The following is a 23,190-nucleotide window of genomic DNA, read 5'->3' as shown; positions in this document are numbered from 1 at the left end:
TTCCTGCTCTCGAGTGTATATGTTCTGATCGGGTAGTTTTATGCACCTGTCCTAGGAATGCTGTCTTTGTCCGCCACAAGACGACGATAGTATTCCAGCACATCAGCCACAGGCAGAACGTCCGCATATTTTTTGTGCATGTCGTAAAGATTGGCAAAATGCGGGCTCTCGTGCAGATCGGCCACACACTCCTCTGGCACAATCACTCTGTAACCACGAGACAGACCATCTACAACCGTTGCGCGGACACACCCCGAGGTGGAACCACCTGTTACCACGAGTGTGTCACACCGTGTCCAGACCATAAGAGATTGGAGATTAGTTTCAAAAAATGCCGAAGGCATAAGCTTGTTTATGACGTGATCATCTGCTCCCAGCACAATACGCGGATCGAGTGCCGCCCTGGAAGAACCACGCTTGATGTTTTGCAGGGAATCCGGTGTATTGTCCCGCGAGCCGAACGGACCGCAATCCAGCCCATCCTCACGAAAAGCGACGTATGTCCAGTACACCGGCAGGTCCGCCTTACGGGCAAGCCCTGCGAGTTCATTCACGTATTCAATCTGCCGCGGGTCGGTTTCATAAGCGGTGACATATTTCCCTTCCTGGGAATAGGCGCATTGCAGATCGACATTAACCAGCATGGGCTTGCGACCCGCACCATACCGCCGGTCGCGTGTGGTCTCGCGCAGCTTATGAAAAAGCTGACGTGGCGTTTCGTTCGATATTTCCATAATCCTGTCCCTTCCAATCTATTTCGGCAATCCGGTCAACATGACGGACGGTGCGTAGCATCCTTACAGATCAATCGAGAGCGACCCGGTCATGGAAAAACGCGGCTCAACGAGATATGTGTTGGGGGACACAGTATCCGCAGAGGACATTTGCCCATTCATCAGCCGCACCTGGGCAGCATTGGTGGTGACACCAGTGACACCGGTTCGAATAATAGAACCCGTGAGATTCGTGAAGTTCAGGGTAAATGTAGAGCCCTTGACGAACATGAAAGGAGGTATTTTATACCCAAGGGTCAGAGTATCAGTTACATATCCGGGCATTTTTTCATCTCGCGCGAGGGTCGTATATTGAGATGATGCATAATGGATTGTACCGTTTACAAAAAATCCTTTGTAACGATAGGTCAGTCCAAAATTGGCCATGACTTTTGGCGCCATGACAGCCCGATGACCTTTCGTTTGTATATACGATCCTTCAAGCGGAATATTGCTATCCTGGGTCGCATCCAGATACTCGACCGACGCATAGGGACTGAAACCGTAAATCGGCCTGCCGGATACCATTATGTCCACACCGCGCGACGTCTGGTTACCAGCATTCATGGTCACGGACTGACCGTCAGCCACATAAGTGGTTAAGAGCCGGTTAGTAATACTGTAATTAAACAGTGACAGATCCACAGACGCAAGGCTCCCCTGATATCGATAGCCAAGCTCCTCCTTGATGACATACTGATTGTTAGGCAGCTTGTTTGTATCGGGATTCACCGACAGATTGGTAGGACTGGGTTGGCGGAAATCGCCTTCAGCATTGAAATAGATCTGGTGGGCCGGGTTGATCTTGTAACCTATCGACAGTTGCGGGAGTGGCGCAGTACTGTTCAGGCCCAGATTGGTGCCCTGCCATCCATCAGAGGTGGAATATCTGTCGTGGTACCAATACCGTGTCATGACAAATTTGAATCCACCATCAATCGTCAGACGATCATGCAGATATTTGGCCGAATCCTTGATAAATATCGCATTGAGTTCATATCCACCGTGCGTATATTCGTTCACCGGCAGGCCATTCGGGTAATAGAGCTTATAGTTCCGGTTATCAGGATTGGCAGCACTTCCGTCCGCTCGTGTCAGCGACATGGGAAGAGAATATGTCTGGTCGTTATGATCGAACCAATACCCCAGCGAAATCGTGTGATGTGACCCGAGCCGGGCATTGACGGCAATAGTCGTGCCGATATCGAGCCAGTTATTCTGCTTGAAATAGCCGGTCAGGGGCGAATTGTCCGCTATCGATGCGCCCGAACTCGTCACATAACCATCAGACGCGTAGCCAAGCCCTGCGCCCCCTGTCGTGTATCCCATTCCACTGTAGAGATAGGGGTTGAAATCGAGGCTGAAAATCGGGGACAGCACGATATGCGTAGGAGACGAAAACGTGAACTGGTCCCAGTGCGTAATATTGTCTTTCCAGAAATTGTTATTACTCGGATCGAACGCTCCGGACCGTCCATACCCGGTACCCGTATGTTTGTAGGTATAGAACTGAGCTGCCGTGGGATAGACGGACTCCATGGCATCCGTCCGGTCCCATGAACCGAAAAGCTTGAACCATGAACCATTGGAAAAATTTTTCTCGACGCCGATATCAACATTGTAGCGACTGTTGATGCCCGCCCCCATCCAGGACCGCGCATGGGTGTTCGAGAAGGACATATAGCTGCGAACGCCGCTATTTTTGATATTACCGGTCTCCACCCGTGCGAATTCGCGCGACATATTGTTTGTCCCATAGGAAAAATCTGTCTTGGCGGCAAAATGTTCGCTGGGCGTATGCGTAACCACTTTCATGACCCCGCCTGCTGACGTGGATGCAGGCAATTCAACCGCGCCCCCACCTGGCATGACACTGATGGTGTCGATGTCCTCCGAGTCTATTGTTTCATTAACGTAACCGAATCCCGCAGTGGGGCCACCATTGACCAGAATGGTCATGTCAGCATCGGTCAGACCCCGAATTTCAGCCGTTCCTGTTGCAGCCCCGGTAACGCCGGATGTGTTTTCCGTCGCCACATTCATAGACGGCAGATTACGCACCAGATCAACAACAGAATTCTGCGGCGCTTTCATGTCAATGAACTGCCTGCCAACACTCTGGACGGTATAGGGTGCCGTCTCGTTCTTCATCATACCGCCTCCAGGCGCATGAGAGAGCGACCCTTGAACGTCGACGGATTCAGGCGTTGCCCTGGCCTGCATACTGGTGGCTTTTGGGTGAGGTCGAACAGGTCCCTCTGCATGGGAAGCAGCCTTCGACTTGGATGGCCTTACAGGAGGATGATGTCGGGAAGTCGTATGGAGCGCACTCTTTTCTGCTGCCACAGCGGGCAAAGCTGTCAGCCCGATCAAGGCGGATGACCCCGTCAGCACTGCGGCCAACCTTCGAGCACGAAAAAAAAATTCCAACCTTGAAGTCATTGTTTTTTCCTCATTGACGTCTGCCCAGCTTCAAAAGCGATGACAGTTGGATATTGCGGACAAAAGTCTTTTTCGAGATCGTAATCCTGTATTCTTTCGTTCGATCAATCAGGCCAGAAAACATTACAGGTTTACACCCGCAATCAATGACATCACCCTGACCAGCGACCGGTGCAATTCACACATCGCGATAAGTTCAGATGCGCTCAATGCAAGCGATTTACGAATGCTTTCAGTTCAGCCTCAAATCAATCGGCTATGATCACCGGATATAATAATTACGATATCGTATCAAGAGGTATGATATCTCGTGCCATACTGATGCCAGAAAAATACATTCCCTCAAAAGATGTGATATCATGATTTTTCCATCCTGAGTGGCATAGGAAAATACACTCAGCCAAGAAAAATCAAAAACCTAATATAAAAATGATAAAAAATATCTTTTCCAATAAAAAATAAAATAAAACAAATTTATATTGGTTTTATTTGATTTTTTATTGGAAAAGATATTTTTATAACTTCATAACAAGAATTACTATTTATTTTTTAATCTCAATTGTGCCCATATGCGAGCATCCATTGATTCATAAATCATTGTATTCATAGTGCACAACACAGATACGATTCGGGATCGTAATCAAACTTGACATATCAGGATTGGCGCCACATGATCCTGTCATGTGGTTTGGATTTTTCCTTCAAGGCAGCTCTGAACCCATGTTTGGCGACTGCCTACCCTTGCTTGCCATGTAAGATGGGAAATACAGAATGATGGAAAACATGCGTCGCAGTCATGTTACAGAGCCAGACTGCCTGCTCAAGACAGGCCAGGACTTCAAGGCTTCGCTGGATGATGGTCGCAAGGTGTGGGTAGGCGGCAAGCTGCTTGCGCGCGTTGCTGACAATCCAGCCTTGAATGCCGGCATAGATATTCTTGCTTCCATGTTCGATGATCAGTTCACGGATGAATTTCGCGATGTCACCACAGTCCGCGATCCTGCTTCAAAGAAAATAGTCACCCGCGCCTGGCAGGAACCCAAGACATACGGAGAGCTGATCGAGCGTCGTAAACTTATTGAATATACAACGCTAAAAACGGCTGGCACGTTTGGACGCCCGATTGATCTCGCACCGACCATTGCAATTGGAATCGGAGCCCATGTTCCTATTTTCCGTAGCCGACGTTCCGCTTACGATGGATGCCGTCCCGACTTTGCCGAGAACATACTGCGCTATATAGAATATGGTCGAGAAAACAGCATTACAGCCGCCGAAAGCCTGACAGGCCCCCAGAACGACCGGTCTTCTCCCATGGCGCAGGCAGCATCGCTACTACGCGTAACCAGCGTTGAAAGTGGTGGCGTGCGCATATCGGGCGCCAAATCCGTAGGGTCGATCGCCGCCCAAACACATGAGGTCATGTTCACCAACCTTGGTTATAAGGGAACCCCGCCCGAGGCCTGCATATGGGGAGCGTTGCCTATCAATGCTGAAGGGATCAAACTTGTCTCGCGGGAAATGCTCTCCCAACCCGGCGCCGATCCATTCGATCACCCATTGACCCGCAGGGGTGAGGAAGCCGATCAGCTCATTATATTTGATAATGTTTTTGTGCCCAAGGACCGGATTTTCAACCTGGGTGATCCGAGCCTGCTTGAGCTGTCAGGAAAAGTGACCACATGGGCGCACTGGCATGTTTTGACCCGCCTTGCGGTCAAGGCCGAGCTTTTTGTTGGGTGCGGCCAAATCGTTCTGGACGTTCTGGGTACTGGTCAGATTCCCGCAGTCCAGGCCATGCTGGCTGAACTGATTGAATATGCTCAGGTCTTGAAATCCTTTGTCATATCAGCGGAAGTGCAGGCCAGACATATGGAGACGGGCATACTCGCCCCCGACACAAACCTCCTGACGGCAGGGCGGCTGTATTCCATCCGTTATTATCCGCACATTATCCACACACTTCAGGAATTATGTGGCCAGGGACTCGTCATGAGATTTGGAAAGTCCGCTTTCGAAAATCCGGATATCGGCCATCATCTTGCTGAACTTCTGCCCGGCCGTGGTGTAAGCGGCATGCAGAAAGAGCAGATCATGAATTTTATATGGGATATGACAGGCTCTGCTCTGGCAAACCGTGTTGCTCTGTTTGAAAATGTGAATGCCAGCCCTGCACCACGCCTGCGGGACAGACTGTTCCATGAATTCAACCGGGACGAAATGGTCGGAAAAGTCAAAAAAATCGCAGGTATAGAGTATTGAAACATCTAACTTGATAATACGAGGACGTTCACATGACAAATGATTTTGAAATGGTGGAACTATTCCGCGAGGAACTTCTGCTCTGTGCGGTCAAACCTGATGAAACCGTTATCGTTCTCAAGGAAGGCGAAGTCCGGGCCGATTACGCAAGATGTTTTCTTCTGGCTGCACGGTCTTTAGGCGCCAACGCTTTTGGCGTGACCGTGCCACCGCGCACTGCACGATCCGCCAAGACCATGGTCGGCCGCACGGCGATCGAAGGCAATACGACAATCGTTGATGTATTGAAAACAGCCGACTTGATCATTGACCTTATGGGCATGCTGTTTTCGGCCGAGCAGAACCAGATTACGGCAAGCGGCACACGGGTTCTGATGGTGCGCGAACCTTTTGATGTCCTACGTGAAATGTTCCCGACAAAGCAATTGCGACATCGCGTTGAATATGGCGAACAGCTACTGGGATCAGCCAAGGTCATGCGTATCACATCCCCGGGCGGGACCGATATTGAATACACTCTGGGCGATTATCCGGTCCTGACCCAGTATGGCTACGTCGACACCCCAGGTCGCTGGGATCATTTTGCGACGGGACAGGTCCTGACACAAGGCAACGATGGCACAGTAAAAGGCACTGTGGTCCTGATGCCGGGAGATTTTGTCCTGACGTTCAGAAAATATCTCGAACAACCGGTTACCTTGCGGATTGACGAGGGATACGTGACCGGAATCGAAGGAAAGGGTCTGGATGCAGAACTGTTGCGTGGCTACATGGAAAGCTTCAATGACCCACGGGCATATGCCGTCTCTCACATCGGTTGGGGGCTGTCGGATAAGGCCAAGTGGTATCATGCCGCCATAACGCGACAAAGAGATGAGGAAATTGGGGCCAACTCACTGTCATTCTACGGCAATGTCCTGTTTTCTCTTGGACCGAATACAGAATTGGGCGGAAGCAATGATACGGCATGCCACCTTGATATACCCATGCGCAACGCATCACTCTGGCTGGATGGCACACCCATTGTCACAAATGGCGATATCGTTGTCCCTGAAATGAAGGCGTAAGACAAGCTGGCAACCAAAATGTAAGGAAGTTACACTGCCTTACAGATGCAGTTAACAAAAATGAACTGTTTTTATACCGGGGTATTTTTATTCAGAAATACCCCGACACTGTTGTTCATTGAACTGCATTTCATTGGTCTGCACGACTGATCGATGTCGGTTAGTAGAATTACCATCCCGCATACTCAGAACAGCTAATACCCTTACCACAAAAGCTGCTTTCGGTACACAGCGAGCTGTATGGCCAAGGCCTGTCATGCGGGTGTCTATGCCGTAGGAATACAGAATATGAGAGTGGCATTTTTGGTCAACTCTGGATTGCGTTGGACTGCCCTTGTCTCGGGATCCTTGCTTCTGGCGTGGTTAATGGAAAAAGCAGGTATGCCGGCAGCTTTCCTCCTGGCGCCTATGATTGTCGCCATTGGTGCGTCGCTGAATGGCTTTCATTTCCATATCAATAAGATACTTGTACTGTTGGCACAGTCTATAACGGGCTGTCTGGTCGCCAGTTATCTGACACAGAAATCGGTCCGCTTCATCTGGTCTCACCCGGTGCTGATGGTTCTTTCTGTCGCAGGAACATTTGTCGCGGCCATGGTATGCGGTCTGGTTCTCGCCAAGGTGACCCGCCTTCCCCGGGAAGTAGCCTTATGGGGATCCATGCCTGGCATGGCCGCGACCGTGCTGGCCATCGCGGAGGAGGAAGATATTGACGGACGCGTCGTAGCTCTGGTCCTTTATACGCGCGTTCTTCTTGTCGTGGCCCTGGTCTCTGTCCTGGCATCCGTGTTCGGACATGGAGGACCGGCACATCTCCAGTTGCTTCAGGAGGCGACGTTTTCATCCACAGCGCAATGGGCAATTCTTGTTCCTGTTATTGGAATTTCAGTCCTGATCGGTCGTACTGGCGTCTTCCCTCTGGCAACAACACTCATACCCGTTGTTCTGATCTCCATAATAGAGACAATGCTCGGACGCAGGCTACTGGTACCGTTTTATCTGGTCCAGGCAGCATTTGTTGTAATTGGCTTTCAGATTGGCTTGCGATTTACACGAGACCTGATTCGCAAAGCGCTGACAATCGTGCCCATGATTATCATGTCAAATACCCTGCTGGTCATTTTCAGTCTGGGAGGTGCAAAGCTGCTCAGTTGGCTTTTTGGGCTTGACCTGGTCACCGCGACTCTTGCCGCTGTTCCCGGCAGTTTTGAAAGTGTGGTTGGCCTCGCTCTTTCTAACAATGCCGATATGTCAGTTGTTTTTGCATTACAGACCGCACGTATTTTTTGCGTGGTCTTCATTGGCCCGGCACTGGTGCGCTGGACCATTAAAAATGTGACGTGGTAGGACGCATTAACCTGTAATATATTACAGAGAAAAGATGTTATGGATTACTCTTCCTTCATCAGGGCAAATATAAGATATTTCAAATATTCTATATAAATAAATGTTTTTTCCAATAATTTATCATTCATAGCAGCAGCGATGGTTTGACAATCCTGTTATGTTATGATTACGATATTACGGTATCGATATGATGGGGTCAGTCGCATGGAAAACCCGGTATCCGACAAAATAGGCTATATCGAACAATGGGGTGCCACCCCTCTGCCGGAAAGCGCTCGACATGGCCGGGCAAGCGATCTGCTGAGCGTCTTTTTCGGCTCCCAAATGAACTATGCATCTCTTCTGCTTGGTGCACTCCCCTTTACCTTTGGTCTTGATCCAATTCAGGCATTGAGCGCGATTATTGTCGGTGCTTTTCTGGGCGCGCTGGGTGTAGGGGGGATGGCGATGATGAGTGCGGTCACCGGCGCCAACAGCCTGATGACCAGCATGGCTTTTTTCGGCGTGAAAGGACGGGTGACTGGCTCCGTCATCATTCAGGTTATCGATATCGGCTATTTTGCGATCGGTATCTGGGTTGGCGCACCACAGTTACAAAGTGTCTTCAATGCACTTGGCATTCCGTCATCTGTAGTGCCACTGGGCATGTGCATCGTCCTGTGCGGCCTGCTGGTTATTGGAGTCGCCCTTTTGGGACATGCCACCATCGTTGCCTATGAAAAACTGGTTTCATGCTGCGGCCTTATTTCTATTCTTGTGCTTGCCGGTTCAGTGTGGATGTGGCCGGCCGGCACACCAGAGACAGCCGGTTACGCAGGGGGCAATGTCTGGACTGCGTGGATGCTGGCAGTTTCCTGCCATTTGGGAAATGCCATTTCCTACGCGCCGTTCGCGGGAGATTATGCACGTTATCTACCACGCAAAACCCAGCCAGCAGCGCTATTCCTTGGCGCAGCCTCGGGTATTTTTATGGGCTGTGTGACGGCATGCGGCTTTGGTCTGTTCATGGCCTTACGCGTCCCCCACCCGGTTAACCTTACGGGAGAAATGCTGGCCTGTCTTTCTCCCATGCTTTTGTTGCCGGTCTCGATTGGCGCACTGGCCGCAAATAGCTGTAACGGCGCTATGGTCGTTTACAATGGCGTGCTCAATCTGCATGCACTGCTTTACCGCCAGCGGCGCTCATCTGTCGCGATCCTGTTCGGTGGAACCGGTTTACTGCTCGGATATGTCGGGCTTGTGATGCTACGCATGGCGGATGGGCTGATGGCACTTAGTGCTATCGTCAACCTTATCGTCACGCCGTGGGTCGGCATCAATGTGGTTGGATATTTCAAGGTAAAGGGGCAGTTCGATATTGGGCCCATGTGCGATCCGCACGGCGCGTCACGCGTCTATCGCTACCATAATGGCGTAAGCCTGGCGGCGGTCAGCGCGTGGTGTATTTCGGTCCTGGTCGGTCTGCCTTTTTGTGCCAACGATTTTTTTACGGGATTTGCCGCGGCGTGGATGGGCGGTGTGGATTGTGGCTTTGTTGTCTCCGGTATTTCCGCAAGCTTGATCTACCTCGCCTTTGGACGCCCCGACACCGTGAATACACCAAGAACCGTGCCGCACGCGACACGCGTTTTCATGATCTAGCAAGGAAAGGTTATGGCATTGGACAAGATTATTGCACCCGCTGAGGATTACGCACTCGGCCAGAATCTGCAAACCACGCCGGGCACGGCATTGCGTACAGGCGAGCAGTTCAAGCGTTCGCTCGATGACGGGCGCAAAGTCTGGGTGAACGGTGAACGCCTCGAGCGTGTCAGCGATAACCCAGGGCTTGCCGCGGGTATTGACCTGATGGCTGGCATGTTCGACGACCAGTTCAGCGCCGCACACCGCGACGAGACGACTTATGTCGATCCACAGAGTGGACTTCGATCTTCGCTTGCATGGCAGATCCCGCGCACCCGGGAGGATCTGGCCGAGCGGCGTAAGATGATCGAATATACTTCCCGCAAGACGGTGGGCACGTTTGGGCGTCCGCCGGATCTGGCACCGACAATCGCTGTCGGATTGTATGCCTATCTCCCCATGTTTCGCAGTTATCGGTCTACATTGGACGGCTGTACGCCGGATTTTGCCGAAAACGTCGAACGCTATGTGGAATTCGGTCGCCGCACGAACCTGACCGCTGCCGAAAGCCTGACCGGCCCGCAAAATGACCGGTCCTCCGGTTATGCCGCCGCCGCTTCTCTTCTACGCGTGACATCAATTACAAAAAACGGAGTTTATATTTCCGGCGCGAAATCAGTCGGTTCGGTCGCCGCACAGGCAAACGAAGTGTTTTTCTCCAATCTTGCCTATCCTGGCACGCCGCCCGAAGCCTGTGTATGGGGAGCCGTACCAGCCGCATCTGACGGTATACGGATGATCTCGCGCGAGATGGTGTCCCATCCGGGAGCTGATCCCTTCGATCATCCGATCGCCCATTTGGGCGAAGAAGCCGATCAGCTCATTGTTTTCGATAATGTCTTTGTCCCGCGTGATAGAATTTTCAATCTCGGCGATCCGGAGCCGATTGGTTTTTATGGACATATCTGTGCCTGGGCGCACTGGCATGTCCTGACCCGCCTAGCCGTGAAAGCCGAGATTTTCGTGGGGTGCGGAGAACTGGTGCTGGACGTGCTCGGCACAGGGCGTATTCCTGCAGTGCAAGCCATGCTGGGGGAGTTGATAGAATACGCCCAGACCTTGCGTGCCTTCATTATCGCGGCCGAAGCCAAGGCAACGCCCACACAAGGCGAGGTCATGCAGCCTGATGTGTGTATTCTTACGACAGGCCGGTTGTATTCCATCCAGCATTATCCGCGCATCATCCATGTCCTGCAGGAAATGTGCGGCCAGGGCCTGGTCATGCGCTTTGGAAAGAGAGCTTTTGAGAACCCGGAAATTGCAGAACGTCTGGCTGAATTGCTGCCTGGTCACGGTGTCAGCGGCGCGGTCAAGGAACAGCTTATGAACTTTATCTGGGACCTGACCAGTTCGTCTCTTGCCGGGCGCGTCGCATTGTTCGAGAATGTTAATTCCAGCCCTGCACCACGCCTGCGAGAACGCCTGTTCCGCGAATACGACAGGCACGATCTGGCCGATCTTGTCCGTGATCTCTCCGGCATGCCTCGGAAGACCGCATGACCCCACATGAATATGCCGCGTATAGCGCGGTTGAACTTGCCGCGCTCGTCAGGGCGCGTCAGGTTACCCCGGAAGAGGTACTCAATTGTGCTTTAAGACGTGCACGTGACCTGGACCCCACGCTCAACGCCATTGCGCACTGGCTGGATGATGATGCGCGCAGCAGCCTGCCTCACGTGCCGCTGGATGCGCCTTTTGCAGGTGTACCCTTTCTTGTAAAGGATACGGGCGCAGGCGTGCGTGGCGCCCCCATGACAAGCGGCAGCCGTCTGATGGCTGGGTTTTGCTCTCCCGCCGACACGACCCTGGTGTCGCGTTACCGCGCGGCTGGTCTTATGATCTTCGGCAAAACCAATACGCCCGAGTTCGGTCTCAGCTTCACGACAGAACCGCTCGCCCAGGGTGCTACGCGCAATCCGTGGAATCTGTCCTATTCGCCAGGTGGGTCTTCTGGCGGATCGGCAGCAGCGGTCGCAGCGGGTATCGTGCCGGTGGCTCATGGCTCCGATGGTGCAGGCTCCATCAGATTACCCGCATCACACTGCCATCTGTTTGGCTACAAACCCAGCCGGGGCCTTATGCCTTTCGGCCCGGTGCAGGGGGAAGGACTTGCGGGTGTTTCAGGCGTACATGCGCTCAGCCGTACCGTACTGGATAGTGCATGCCTGCTGGACGTGTCTTGCGGCGCTGAAATCGGTGATCCTTATGCCAGCCCGCTCATGAACGGTTCGTTCGCGACAGCCAGCCAACGGGACCCGGAAAAGCCATTGCGTATCGGCTTTTCAGTTCGCACACCGTTCAATGACGCGGTCGACCCAGCCTGTGAACGCGCAGTTATGGACGCGGCGCGCTTATGCGAAGACCTTGGCCATCATGTCGAGGAAGCCTCTTTCAGCGGAGATGCGCAGGCCATAAAGGATTCGTGGCTCGTTATTGTCAGCACGGCGGCCCTGCACAGCATCCGCCGGCGGGAAGCGCAACTGGGCGTGGTACCTGGATCGCGACTGGAACCTGTTAACGCCGCATGGATGGCGTGGGCGTCCACGCTGAGTGCCAGGGATTTCTATGCTGCTTTTGATATTGCACGCATTACCGGGCGCCAATTGGGCCAGACCTTTACGCGTTATGACGTGCTTCTGACACCCACAGCTGCAACACCGCCGCCACCGTTAGGCGAACTGGCCTGCATAGATAACGATTGCATGGCGTTTTATGATCGTTTCTGGGGCCACGGTCCCTTTACGGGACTCTATAACCTGACCGGTTGCCCGGCCATGAGCGTGCCGTTCCATATTGCATCTGACAACCGCCCCGTCGGAGTACATTTCGGCGCTGCCCTTGGAGCTGACATGACCCTTATGGCATTGGCGGGCCAGTTGGAACGTTCACGGCCCTGGCATTATCGCTGTTACGGAATGGAGAACGCGGCATGACCACGGCACAGTCGACGACAGGGAGCCCCGATCAGGCCAGAATGGCGCTGACCCGCGCCACCCATGCAGTCAGCACTTACAATGGTACCGTGCAGGCCTGGGTGCATCTGGATTTGGATCATGCCGCCCGACAGGCAACACGGCTTGATACTGCTGCGTCAGGCCTGCTGTATGGCCTGACATTGGCTGTCAAGGACGTGATCGATACAGTGGATATGCCCACGGCCTATGGTTCTGCCCTGTATGACGGGTTCCAACCGGCGGGCGACGCCAGTTGCGTCGCCCTTGCCCGCGCTGCCGGCGCCCTCGTTCTGGGCAAAACAGTTTCGACCGAATTCGCCTTTATCGCACCGGGGGCTACCCGGCATCCGCTCGATGCCTCCCGCACGCCGGGGGGTTCTTCAAGCGGTTCGGCGGCAGCCGTGGCCTGTGGCATGGCCGATATCGCACTCGGTACCCAGACATCGGGATCCACCATCCGTCCGGCCGCATTTTGCGGCATTGTCGGCTACAAGCCGAGCTATGGCTATATTGACCGCAGCGGCGTGAAAACACTGTGCGAAAACCTTGATACCCTTGGTCTTTTTGCCCGGACTGTAGACCCGCTGGCGCGCCTTGCCACGGTATTGAACGGACGTGACATGCTCGCTGGATTTCCACCTGTCACCCCCCGGATCGGACTGTTTCGCCCACCTGGCTGGGCATTGGCCCAGAACGAAGCGCGAGAAGCCGTCGAGACAGCGGCACGCCGTCTGGCCGAAACGGGAGCGCATGTTACCCTGATAGACGACCCAGGCAGCCATGAGGCCCTGCTTGACGCGCATACGACAGTCATGGCGTGGGAAGTGCCACGTGCGCTGGCATACGAACGCCTTGCCGGAACCGAGCGGCTGAAGCCCCAGACCCGGGAACGTATCCAACTCCAACCCGGGCTGAACGCAACAGCTTATGACAGGGCCTGGCGTGTGATTTTCGAGGAACGAGCTCGCTGGCAACCCGTATTGGAAGGACTGGATGCCATACTCAGCCTGCCAGCATCCGGTGAAGCACCAACAGGATTTGCCACCGGTGACCCGATCTTCAACCGTGCGTGGACGGCACTGGGAGTGCCATGCATAACGCTCCCCATTGCCAAGGGCTGCAATGGACTCCCGCTCGGCCTCCAATGTATTGGCGCCATGGGCTCGGATGCCAGACTTATTGCGACTGCCAGATTCATTGAAAACTGTCTTGGTACAGACATGATATGAACCAAGGCGCTTCTTTCAGTTCGTTTCAGTCACAGCACAGACATCACGTTCTACACGACCAACACCTGCTCATGAGAGCAGGCATTTACTCGCTATGCGCGGCATACAAAAAGCTTGTCGCTGTTTGACGAGCGAGCGACACAGTCAGGCAAACCGGGCCTGCTTCCCCACGCCTGCCGGGCACTGAAGGCACGCGGCTTCCGTGTCCGATCGGGTACCTTCCGCCATGCCCGCACCCAAAGGTACATGACGCATATCAGCCAGACAGGTCTACCCCGTGTGCTTCATTCCTGTGTGGTCGACAAAATGAAATACCCTTCATCCTCAGCTTCTCAAGGTTTCGTAGTCGTTGAAACACGTTGCCGGAGGAGCGGGGATGAGAGCATCGCTGTAATCGGAACACTCCGAGCATATCCACCTGATAAACATGTTCACGACTGGATCGTGTGATTTTTCGACCGGCGTTACAACGTAATACGAACCACGTGAGCGTATTTTTCCCGGAACAGCAATACAGAGCGAACCATCCTCCAGTTCACGTTCCACAAAAATGGCCGGCACAAGTGCAACCCCTACGCCCGCGACAGCAGCTTCGACCGCGGCGTTGAACTGGTCAAAGACGTGCCCTTTGAACGAAGAGGCCATGTTCACCTCCATCTGTTCGAACCAGTATTCCCACAAAGCAGGACGCGTCGTAAGCTGTATCAGTTGCGCACGGTGCAGGTCATGCGCACTCTGGAGCCGCGTTTCCGCTTTGTAGCCCGGACTGCATACAGCGATCAGTGTCTCGTCGAACAGATGATGCAAATAACCGCCCGGCCAGACCGGCGCACCGTAATGCACGGCGACATCGCAGCCTGTGCCTTCAAAATTGAAGGATTCGAAAACAGTTTTGACATTGATCCGTAATTTTGGATGCGCCTTGAAAAGACGGGGCAGGCGCGGCACCAGCCACCGCGATGAAAAACTTGAAAACATATGCAGGTTTATCGTATTTTCTCCGCTTCCGTAGGAAAGAACACGATACGTCGTTCCGGCTATCTGTTCCAGAATGGACGCGACCGAGGGCAGGATGGACTGAGCCTGCCGTGTCAGGACAAGACGCTTGCGGCGGCGGTCGAACAGGGAAACACCAAGAGTTATTTCCATGTTGCGCACCTGTTTGCTGATCGCACCCTGCGTCAGACACAGCTCCTCAGCCGCGGCGCTGAAATTCTGATGCCGGGCAACGGCTTCGAACGCAAGCAGTTCTGGTATGGACGGTATCAGACGGCGGGGTAGCAGCATCATATCCTCCTCTCCATAACATATTCCGACAAGACCTTACCGGATGTACCGGACCGGACTCCCTCTTGGAAAGACATCGAAAATTCTTGCCAGAGCATTGAGTTTCCGGCTTCCATGCTCACCCTGCAAGACATGTCTTTTCTCACCTGACACACCGTCAGATCCTGAAATGTCTGAAACGGGCCGGATCATAAGGAGCCGCCTCCGCCACGTGTTCACCATCGGCCATCCGCCCGACAAGCTCCGCCGTCCAGGGGGCGCTGGCCAGACCCAGATGGCCATGTCCGCTGGCGTAAAGCACCCCAGATACAGATGGAGAAAACCCGATAACAGGCAGGCAATCCGGCGTGGATGGCCGGTTTCCCCACCAGCGTTGCACCGCATTCCTGTTACGGGCGGTCATATTCGGCAGACCCTTGGCCAGACAATCCAGAAGAACGCGCGCCCTTCTCCAGTCGGGCGATGCGCCCCGGGGGGCAAACTCCACCTGCCCGGCGGCGCGCAAACCCGCACGCATGGGTGTAATGCCGAATTTCCGGTCCGACATCATAACCGGTACGGACGGCGCCCCGGCCATTGCGGGAACCTGCACATGATAGCCCCGTTCGCTGAAAAGCGGAATCCTGTCGCCCAATGCAAGAGCCAGTTCCCTTGTCGCGATACCTGCCGCCACAACAGCTTTTTCACAGGGAATGACGCCTCCTGCATGGCTGACCCCGCGCAATACTCCGCTTGCCGCGGCAAAGCCGTCCACACGGGTGGTCAGAAAACGCACACCACGGCGCTGTGCGTATTGTGCCAGCGCTGTCACGTAAGCGCCGGGGTCGGTGCAATGCCCGCCGCCCTCGATCAAAGCGCCATACCGGTAATCCTCGCTCAGGCCGGGGCACAGAGCCAACAGCCCTGCCCGGTCCAGTGTCGTCCAGCACACACCGTTCGCGCGCCGCAACTGCCAGCCCAACGCGTCTGCCGCGAAAGCCTGCTCGTCCGGATATACGACGAGCAGCCCCTTACCCTCGATCAGTTCCGCAACACCCGCCGCTGTTGCCAAAGCGATGTGCCGGGCCACAGAATCGTTCAGAAAAGGACGTAATGCCGCGGCAATCCGCTGCACGCGTGCTTTCGTTGCTCCACAGGCAACAAATTTCAGCAGCCACGACCAGGCCCCGGGCAGAGCGGCGATCCTGATCCGCAGCGGACCAGATGTATCCAGCAGGTAACCAGGCAGCTTTTTCCACATCCCCGGCATGGAATGCGGCACGACCGAACCGGGATTAAGCCAGCCGGCATTGCCGTAGCTTGCGGCATCGACACTGCCGGCCTCAGCCGAGGTCAGAACACTGACCTCGTAACCACGCCGTCGCAGTTCCAGCGCCACCGTGACACCCACGATCCCTGCGCCAACAACCACAACATGCGAGCCTGAACGGCCTGTTTTTGCCTCACCCATCATCATGCCTTCTTCAGTTCCACACATCTGGCCCCGCTCTGCCCCAGCATCTGGCCGCCACCCTGAAAAATCGTAAGCCCGCATGTCAGCATCGATCCGGTTCCTTTCCTTCAGGGGGCGTTCCCGCCATGCGGCGTCTGCTATGGCCCCGTGGCTAGACGATCTGGTTTTTCAACCCGCTACCCTGTTCCAGCGCATGGATATTGTGCAGCAGAATATCAACCACATTGCGTTCGTAAAACTGTGTCTCCCCCGCCGCATGCGGAGTTATCACGACATTTTCCATGCTCCAGAGCGGGGAGGACACGGGCAATGGTTCCTCCACGAACGTGTCCAGCGCTGCAGCCGCCAGTCGGCCCGTCTGTAACGCCTCAATCATGGCGGCCTCATCAACCACCTTGCCGCGCGCGACATTGATCAGCACAGCACCTGGCCGCAGCGCCGCAAACGCCTGCGCCCCCATCAGACCGAACGTCTCAGGCGTGAGCGGGCAGGTCAGGATGACCACATCGACCTCGGGCAGGGCTGCAAGCAGGTCGTCTCTGCCGATCATGCGAATTCCCGGAGATGGGTCGGCACAAACCGTGCGCCGCATGACCAGAACATTCATATCGAACGCCCTGCACAGCCGCGCCACCCGTGCGCCTATGCCCCCATACCCGACCACCAGCGCGGTTTTCCCGCTGAGTTCCTGCAACCTGGTTGCGGGGTCGCTGCTTGTGGGCCGCCAGTAAGACTTTGCCTGGTCGTCCCGCGCCTCGTACAGACGGCGCGAGAGAGTCAGCAGCAGGCCCAGCGCATGATCCGAAACGGCCTTGGCGTTCACCCCCTGCGCGCTGCATAAATGCACGCCCCGCTCACGAAACAGGTCATGTCCATAATGATCCACCCCGGCGCTGACGGACTGCACGAGTTTCAGCCTGGGTGTCCAGTCCAGAATACGATCCTTCCAGAGCATGGAAACAACAAGTATTTCCGCGTCTGCGGCAACTTTTTCAAGTTCGGCAAGTGTCTGCACCTGCACGCAGGGGGGTGGATTGGGCCTGCGCTCCAGTTCGCCCTTAAGGTCATAATGGGCATGCGCGACACAAACACGGGGTTGATTACCACTCCAGGGGGATGTCATGTTTTCTTTCCATCATGCATGAGATAAAAAAGGAAAAATCCTTTCCATGACAGGATCTGTTCCTTTCATATCCATCATGCACGCTCCATCGCCGCAGTAGGGGGAAAAGCCGTCCGGTAACCATTCCAACATAGAATAGATCGAATCGGGCTAGAACACACCACGATAATCCCCGCCGTCAACAAGGAGGCTCTGGGCCGTAATGAACCCCGCCTGCTCCGAACAGAGGAAAGAAACGGTCGCTGCAACTTCCTCCACTTTTCCGAATCTTCTGGCGGGATTGGCTAATGCCCTTTCCTGCCACAGGGTATCGTAACTTCGGCCTGTCTGATGCGCGAGTTCCCGTACATGGGCGTGCTGCGCGTCTGAATCGATAATACCCGGCAGAACGTTGTTGATGGTCACGTTATGTCCCACGACCTGACGGGCCAGACCTGACGAAAACGCCACAAGCCCCGAACGCGCGCCATTGGAAAGTCCCATTTCCGCCTGCGGACTTTTGACGCTGCGCGAGACAAGGTTGACAATACGACCGAAGCCGCGTGTCGTCATGCCGTCAACCGCGCGGCGGATCATGTCGATCGGGGCCAGCATCATCATGTCAAGGGCGGCCAGCCAGCACGACCGGTCCCAGTCCCTGAAATCTCCGGGGGGCATTCCTGCGCCATTATTGACCAGAATATCGGGTTCGGGACACGCCTCGAACACCCGGGTCCGGGCCGCGTCGTCGGTAAGGTCCGCCGCTACGAACCGGGCTTCCACGCCCGAGGCCGCCGTGATGGCCGATGCTGTTCGGGCAAGACTGCCCGCATCTCTGGCAACCAGTGTGACGTTCACGCCTTCCGCGGCCAGTTGCATGGCAATGGCCCGCCCCATACCCCGACTGGCGCCACAGACAATAGCCCGACGTCCGGCAAGTTGCAGATCCATGAATGATATCTCCCCTGTATGACCTGAAAGGCAACATGATCTGCCTTTGCTGTTAATCCCTGCAATCATTCACCCTATAACGGGCCCTGCAAAGCCTCCCCCGCGATACATCAGGCCCCGGCATTCCGGTCAGGGTGCAAGAAGCCGCCGCACGCCTGTCGTCATGCGTGCGAGCGCCCTGGCGATCATGTCCTCCGATGAGGCATAGGACAGCCGCATATACCCTTCAGCACCGAAGCAGGATCCCGGCACAACGGCAACGTGGCATTCGTTCAGAAAATACTGGCACAACGCCATGTCGTCGGTTATGCCCCGTTCCCGCACCACCTGCCGCGCCAGAAGCGTTCTGACATCGGCAAACGCGTAAAACGCGCCATCAGGGCAGGCACATCGCACATCCGGAACCGCATTGAGAAGATCGACGATCATGTCACGACGTTGCCGGAAGTGCCTGCAATGCTCTGCTACACTGTCCTGCGGTCCATCGAGCGCCTCAATCGCCGCGACCTGGCTGATGGAACATGGGTTGGATGAACACTGGCTCTGCACAACGGCCATTGCCGCAATCATCCCGGCCGGGGCGGCCGCATAGCCTATACGCCAGCCTGTCATGGAATAGGCTTTTGACACGCCATTCACGATCACAATACGGGGGCGCAGGTCGGGGCATACAGCCGCCATGGTTGCGAACTGTCCATTATTGTAACGTACATGCTCGTAAATATCGTCGGATATCACGCCAACATGAGGCACATCACGCAGGACTGTACCAAGGGCCTGAAGATGCTCACGACTGTAGATCGCACCTGTCGGATTGGATGGGGAATTCAGCAGAAGCCAGCGTGTTCTTTCTGTCACCACGTCGCGCAGGGCAGTAGCTGCAAGCCGGAACCCCGCCTCTTCCGGACAGGAAACGCTGACAGGCACGCCCCCTGCCAGCCTGACCATGTCCAGGTAACTGGTCCAGCACGGAAGCGGCACGATCACCTCATCGCCCGGATTGAGGGTGGCCATGAGGATATTGAAGAGAACCTGCTTGGCACCGGCCCCCACGCTGATCTCGGCATCGGAGAATGTCAGTCCGTTTTCGCGCAGGAATTTACGCCTGATCGCCGCCTTGAGCGCTGGCGTACCATCCAGTGCGGTATATCGGGTCTGGTTGGCAAGGATCGCGCCAATCCCGGCCAGCCTGACATTATCGGGAGAGGGAAAATCAGGTTCGCCGGTATTGAGCATGATCATGTCATGCCCCTGTGCCGCCAGCGCCCGGGCCTGCGCGCCGATCCTGATAATTTCCGAAACGCCGATCCCTGCGAGTTTTTCCGCCGTAAAAAATTCCGGCCACTGTTCCATACGTGACATACCACATTCTTTATTTGCAAAAACTGACCGATAAATAATGGACATGTCAGACACGAAATTTTCCATTCAATTTTGACAATACCACTCTGCCGACCCGGCCTGCGCGGCCAACGTGTCAGTCAGGCCGCCTTGAGATGCCCGGTCCGGCCGCCCTGATAAAATGCGCCGAAACGATTTTCCAGGAACAGCGCAAGCGGAATATCTTCCTGCCTGAGCAGACCGTGCTGCGGTATACGTCCCTGCGCCAGCAGGTCCAGAACCGCGCAGATCGCACCTGCCGTGGTAATCTGGATGGCGGTGCGGGGCTGGCCCTGCACACTTGCGGCATAGACGCGCCGCACGAAACTTTCCTGTGTCAGCTGCCCGTTCTTCCAGCCGGTCACGGACACGAAAATCAGCACCATGTCCTGATCGGTCAATGGCACGGCATGTTCCATGATATCTTTCAGAACCGCCCTGCGTTCCGACAGCCTGAGATCCTGCAAAAGAATTTTCATGATCTGGGCATGACCCGGGTAGCGTATGGTGCGGTAGTTCAGTTCCCGGACGGCGCCGTCATATGTCTCGCACAGGGAACCCAACCCGCCGGAGGTATTGAAGGCCTCATACGTCACGCCATCAACCCCCAGCGTTTCGCATTCCTCCAGCGCAGGCACAAGACGCTTATGCCCGTCGACAATGGCTTCACATGGTTCGATATATTCGTTGATGACGCCGTCCGTGCTCCAGGTCAGGTTATATCCCAATGCATTGGACGGAAATTCCGGCAGGGCGCCCACACGCAGGTGGATGGTGTCCAGCCTGTCGAATTTCTGGGCGATGTCATGGGCGACAATGGACACAAAGCCCGGCGCAAGCCCGCATTGCGGGATAAAGGCTGTTCCGGCGGTAGCTGCCAGTGCACGCACGGAGCGGGTGCTGGCGACATCCTCCGTCAGGTCCAGATAATGCACCCCGGCCTTTGCCGCGGCGGTGGCGATCCGTGTCGTCAACGCATAAGGGGCCGCGGACAGAACAGCATACTGGCCCTGCATGATCTTATCGAGAGCGCCTTCGGTGCCGAGATCGGCACAGTGCCGGGCAACGCCCGCAGCGTCAGCCCGATCCAGCCTGTCCTGATCGTGATCGACCAGCGTCACAGCATAGTCGTCCGTTCCAGACAGAAAGGCGGCAATGGTCGCGCCGATCTTGCCTGCGCCTGTCACGAGTATTTTTTTCATCGGAACCTTTCCAGCATCAGTGCCCGCAGGGACATGGGACAAGGAAACGCTTCCGGAATCAATTGGCACTCTGCCGCGCCGGAGCCCCTTTCTTTCGGCATTTTGCATGGTAGTATTGTCAGTATGACTCCTGACACTGTTGACCAGACCCTGATCGCCCTCCTGCGCAAGAACGCCCGCATCAGCACCGTTGCTCTGGCGCAACGGGTTGGCATGTCGAGAACGACAGTCCAGAGCCGGATCGAACGGCTTGAACAGGCCGGTGTCATCCTTGGCTACACCATACAGACCATTCCCGAGGCGGATGAGGTGGTCAAAGCCCATGTCATGATCACGGTGGTGCCGCGCCTGTCACGGATGGTCGAGACTGCCTTGCAGCAGATCGGAGAAATTCGTGAATTGCATGCCGTCAGCGGTGAAATAGACCTGATCGCGGTCATTGCCGGCCCGTCGACCGAGAAAATCAACGATGTCATTGACCGGATCGGACAACTGGAGGGCGTGCGGCGCACGACATCCTCCATCCTCCTTTCCACCCGGCTGAACAGAAAAGGCTGAAGCCTTTCACAGGCTGAAATATTCCTCGCGCACAAGCGCTAGAGGCGCTGCCCCAGCGCAATATTCAGGCTTTTGCGCCGGCTTGTTGACAGGCTCAGTCTGGCAAAATCGGGATTTGCCGCGCCGGGTACCGGAACATACAGAATCCTGCCGGTCAGCGCCGAAAAATCCTTGTAAAAATGCTGCGCCGATTTCACGACGACCAGACAGCCTTCGAGCTGGCACCCCATATCCAGAAACGCCTGACGGGTATAGGTCTGCCGCCTGACTGAAACCAGAACAACCTCCACCCCGTCCACCGCGATCCGCGCGGCACGCCCCATTACCGTGCGGTCTCCACTGTAACCGTGCTGGACAAGCTCGGGAGAGAGCGACAGCACCCTGGCTGTCACATCCAGCGGATAATGAGAACACACACCGCTCTTTCCGCCCAGACGCATCGGCAACAACGCCCCCGCACCCGCCAGAAAACACATATCCACCGCCACAGGGTCCCACAGGCAGCCCAGAACCGCACGCTCCACCCCGGCCTCGAGCAGATGCTCCAGCATATAAGTACTGTCCGAAGGAGCCCCGCCACCCGCATTATCCGAAACATCGGCAATGACCATTGTTTTTTGCGGCTCCTGCTGCCGCAGGGCAAGGGCGTCGGCCAGGGCGGCATATCCGCCCCCTTCCGGACTTTCCAACGCGCGAACGCGCTCGCCCACGTCGCGAGCAGTCCGCCGCGCCAACGCCATGTCGGCATCGGTAATGACAAGCACATGCGCGCCCACATGCTCGACATCCGCCCAGGGAAAACCATGGATGAAGGACACAGACAGAACGCCCGGCCGCCGCTCCATGTCCCGCATGGCCTGGACAAGGCCGCGCACGGGCTCTACAGGCGTGCGCCAGACGCCCAGCAGCCCGCAGTCGAACACCGCGCGGCAGGGCCTGACCTCGCCCCGGGCGGCACGCAGGGACAGGTCGAACACCTCCGCCGCCGTGGCGTCGACATCGGTGTGCGGATATTCCTTGTAGCTGACAAGAATATCCGCGCTGTCCATCATCAGGGGCGTAAAATGGGCGTGCAGGTCAAGTTCGCACCCCAGAGCGACGTCCGGCCCCAATATCTGGCGGACATGGGCCAGAATATCGCCTTCGCAGTCCTCATACCCTTCAGCCACCATGGCGCCATGCAGGAATAAAAGCACCATGTCGACCCCCTGCTCCGCGCGCAGGTCGTCCAGAATGAAGTCGCGCAGCGTCTCATACGCCACCCGCGTGGTCGTCCCTGCCGGGGGAGCAAAGGCGCACAGGCTTTCCACGACCTCCATACCCAGCAGCTCCGCCTGCTTCCGCCAGCGGATAAGGGGTATGTTGGCAAGGTTGGGCTGGCTCTGGCTGCCACGCCCACGCGACCACGCAGGGTTATCCGTAAAGCTGGAAAGCCCTGTCGGAATGGGGGAAAACGTGTTGGTTTCCGTCAGCAATGTCGCGATAAAGAGTTTCATGGCA

General features: G+C 55.6%; 17 protein-coding genes. 8 read left to right on the top strand and 9 right to left on the bottom strand.

Going from position 1 to position 23,190, the window contains the following annotated elements; genetic code table 11:
* Nucleotides 1-38: 38 nt before the first annotated feature.
* Nucleotides 39-734 carry an isochorismatase family protein gene (locus ABF990_RS08390; protein ID WP_415500798.1) on the bottom strand — a complete coding sequence of 232 codons (696 nt, stop codon included), beginning with the start codon at nucleotides 732-734 and terminating at the stop codon, nucleotides 39-41.
* A 63-nt stretch (nucleotides 735-797) separates the two neighbouring features.
* Complete coding sequence (locus tag ABF990_RS08385) at nucleotides 798-2,927, bottom strand: TonB-dependent receptor (RefSeq protein WP_415500799.1); 2,130 nt, start codon at nucleotides 2,925-2,927, stop codon at nucleotides 798-800.
* Nucleotides 2,928-3,986: 1,059 nt separating this feature from the next.
* Here ABF990_RS08385 and ABF990_RS08380 point away from each other — a divergent pair.
* The 7 genes from ABF990_RS08380 (at nucleotide 3,987) to ABF990_RS08350 (ending at nucleotide 13,757) form a co-directional block, all read left to right on the top strand.
* Nucleotides 3,987-5,477 carry a 4-hydroxyphenylacetate 3-hydroxylase N-terminal domain-containing protein gene (locus tag ABF990_RS08380; protein WP_415500528.1) on the top strand — a complete coding sequence of 497 codons (1,491 nt, stop codon included), beginning with the start codon at nucleotides 3,987-3,989 and terminating at the stop codon, nucleotides 5,475-5,477.
* A gap of 32 nt (nucleotides 5,478-5,509) precedes the next feature.
* The gene (locus ABF990_RS08375; protein ID WP_415500527.1) at nucleotides 5,510-6,544 is read left to right on the top strand and encodes a leucyl aminopeptidase; all 1,035 of its coding nucleotides are present in this window, start codon (nucleotides 5,510-5,512) and stop codon (nucleotides 6,542-6,544) included.
* Between the two features lie 288 nt (nucleotides 6,545-6,832).
* Nucleotides 6,833-7,891, top strand: a complete 1,059-nt coding sequence (locus tag ABF990_RS08370; protein WP_415500526.1) for an AbrB family transcriptional regulator — start codon at nucleotides 6,833-6,835, stop codon at nucleotides 7,889-7,891.
* Nucleotides 7,892-8,095: 204 nt separating this feature from the next.
* Nucleotides 8,096-9,532: a purine-cytosine permease family protein gene (locus ABF990_RS08365; RefSeq protein WP_415500525.1), complete on the top strand. Its 1,437-nt coding sequence runs from the start codon at nucleotides 8,096-8,098 to the stop codon at nucleotides 9,530-9,532.
* 12 nt (nucleotides 9,533-9,544) lie between these two features.
* Nucleotides 9,545-11,074 carry a 4-hydroxyphenylacetate 3-hydroxylase N-terminal domain-containing protein gene (locus ABF990_RS08360; protein WP_415506543.1) on the top strand — a complete coding sequence of 510 codons (1,530 nt, stop codon included), beginning with the start codon at nucleotides 9,545-9,547 and terminating at the stop codon, nucleotides 11,072-11,074.
* Complete coding sequence (locus ABF990_RS08355) at nucleotides 11,071-12,507, top strand: amidase (protein WP_415500524.1); 1,437 nt, start codon at nucleotides 11,071-11,073, stop codon at nucleotides 12,505-12,507. The genes ABF990_RS08360 and ABF990_RS08355 overlap by 4 nt, the downstream gene beginning before the upstream one ends.
* Nucleotides 12,504-13,757, top strand: coding sequence for an amidase (locus ABF990_RS08350; RefSeq protein ID WP_415500523.1), 1,254 nt, complete (start codon nucleotides 12,504-12,506; stop codon nucleotides 13,755-13,757). Before ABF990_RS08355 ends, ABF990_RS08350 begins: the two co-directional genes overlap by 4 nt.
* A 324-nt stretch (nucleotides 13,758-14,081) precedes the next feature.
* Here the strand turns inward: ABF990_RS08350 and ABF990_RS08345 are convergent, their stop codons facing one another.
* From ABF990_RS08345 to ABF990_RS08320, 6 genes are all read right to left on the bottom strand, one after another.
* Nucleotides 14,082-15,047 carry a LysR substrate-binding domain-containing protein gene (locus ABF990_RS08345; protein ID WP_415500522.1) on the bottom strand — a complete coding sequence of 322 codons (966 nt, stop codon included), beginning with the start codon at nucleotides 15,045-15,047 and terminating at the stop codon, nucleotides 14,082-14,084.
* A gap of 154 nt (nucleotides 15,048-15,201) precedes the next feature.
* Complete coding sequence (locus ABF990_RS08340) at nucleotides 15,202-16,500, bottom strand: NAD(P)/FAD-dependent oxidoreductase (protein WP_415500521.1); 1,299 nt, start codon at nucleotides 16,498-16,500, stop codon at nucleotides 15,202-15,204.
* Between the two features lie 148 nt (nucleotides 16,501-16,648).
* A complete protein-coding gene (locus ABF990_RS08335) occupies nucleotides 16,649-17,620 on the bottom strand; it encodes a D-2-hydroxyacid dehydrogenase (protein ID WP_415500520.1) in 972 nt (323 codons plus the stop codon).
* A gap of 150 nt (nucleotides 17,621-17,770) precedes the next feature.
* Complete coding sequence (locus ABF990_RS08330) at nucleotides 17,771-18,550, bottom strand: SDR family oxidoreductase (RefSeq protein WP_415500519.1); 780 nt, start codon at nucleotides 18,548-18,550, stop codon at nucleotides 17,771-17,773.
* 129 nt (nucleotides 18,551-18,679) lie between these two features.
* Nucleotides 18,680-19,912, bottom strand: coding sequence for a pyridoxal phosphate-dependent aminotransferase (locus ABF990_RS08325; RefSeq protein WP_415500517.1), 1,233 nt, complete (start codon nucleotides 19,910-19,912; stop codon nucleotides 18,680-18,682).
* Nucleotides 19,913-20,031: 119 nt separating this feature from the next.
* Nucleotides 20,032-21,132 carry a saccharopine dehydrogenase C-terminal domain-containing protein gene (locus ABF990_RS08320; protein WP_415500516.1) on the bottom strand — a complete coding sequence of 367 codons (1,101 nt, stop codon included), beginning with the start codon at nucleotides 21,130-21,132 and terminating at the stop codon, nucleotides 20,032-20,034.
* Nucleotides 21,133-21,255: 123 nt separating this feature from the next.
* Between ABF990_RS08320 and ABF990_RS08315 the strand changes: the two genes are divergently transcribed.
* On the top strand, nucleotides 21,256-21,690 hold the full coding sequence (locus ABF990_RS08315; protein ID WP_415500515.1) for an Lrp/AsnC family transcriptional regulator: 435 nt from the start codon (nucleotides 21,256-21,258) through the stop codon (nucleotides 21,688-21,690).
* 38 nt (nucleotides 21,691-21,728) lie between these two features.
* Here ABF990_RS08315 and ABF990_RS08310 read toward each other — a convergent pair whose 3' ends face one another.
* Nucleotides 21,729-23,186: a M81 family metallopeptidase gene (locus ABF990_RS08310; RefSeq protein ID WP_415500514.1), complete on the bottom strand. Its 1,458-nt coding sequence runs from the start codon at nucleotides 23,184-23,186 to the stop codon at nucleotides 21,729-21,731.
* Nucleotides 23,187-23,190: the final 4 nt, after the last annotated feature.

The organism is Acetobacter sp. (assembly GCF_047723915.1).
Classification (GTDB): domain Bacteria; phylum Pseudomonadota; class Alphaproteobacteria; order Acetobacterales; family Acetobacteraceae; genus Acetobacter.
This window is presented reverse-complemented; position numbering and strand designations above follow the sequence as displayed.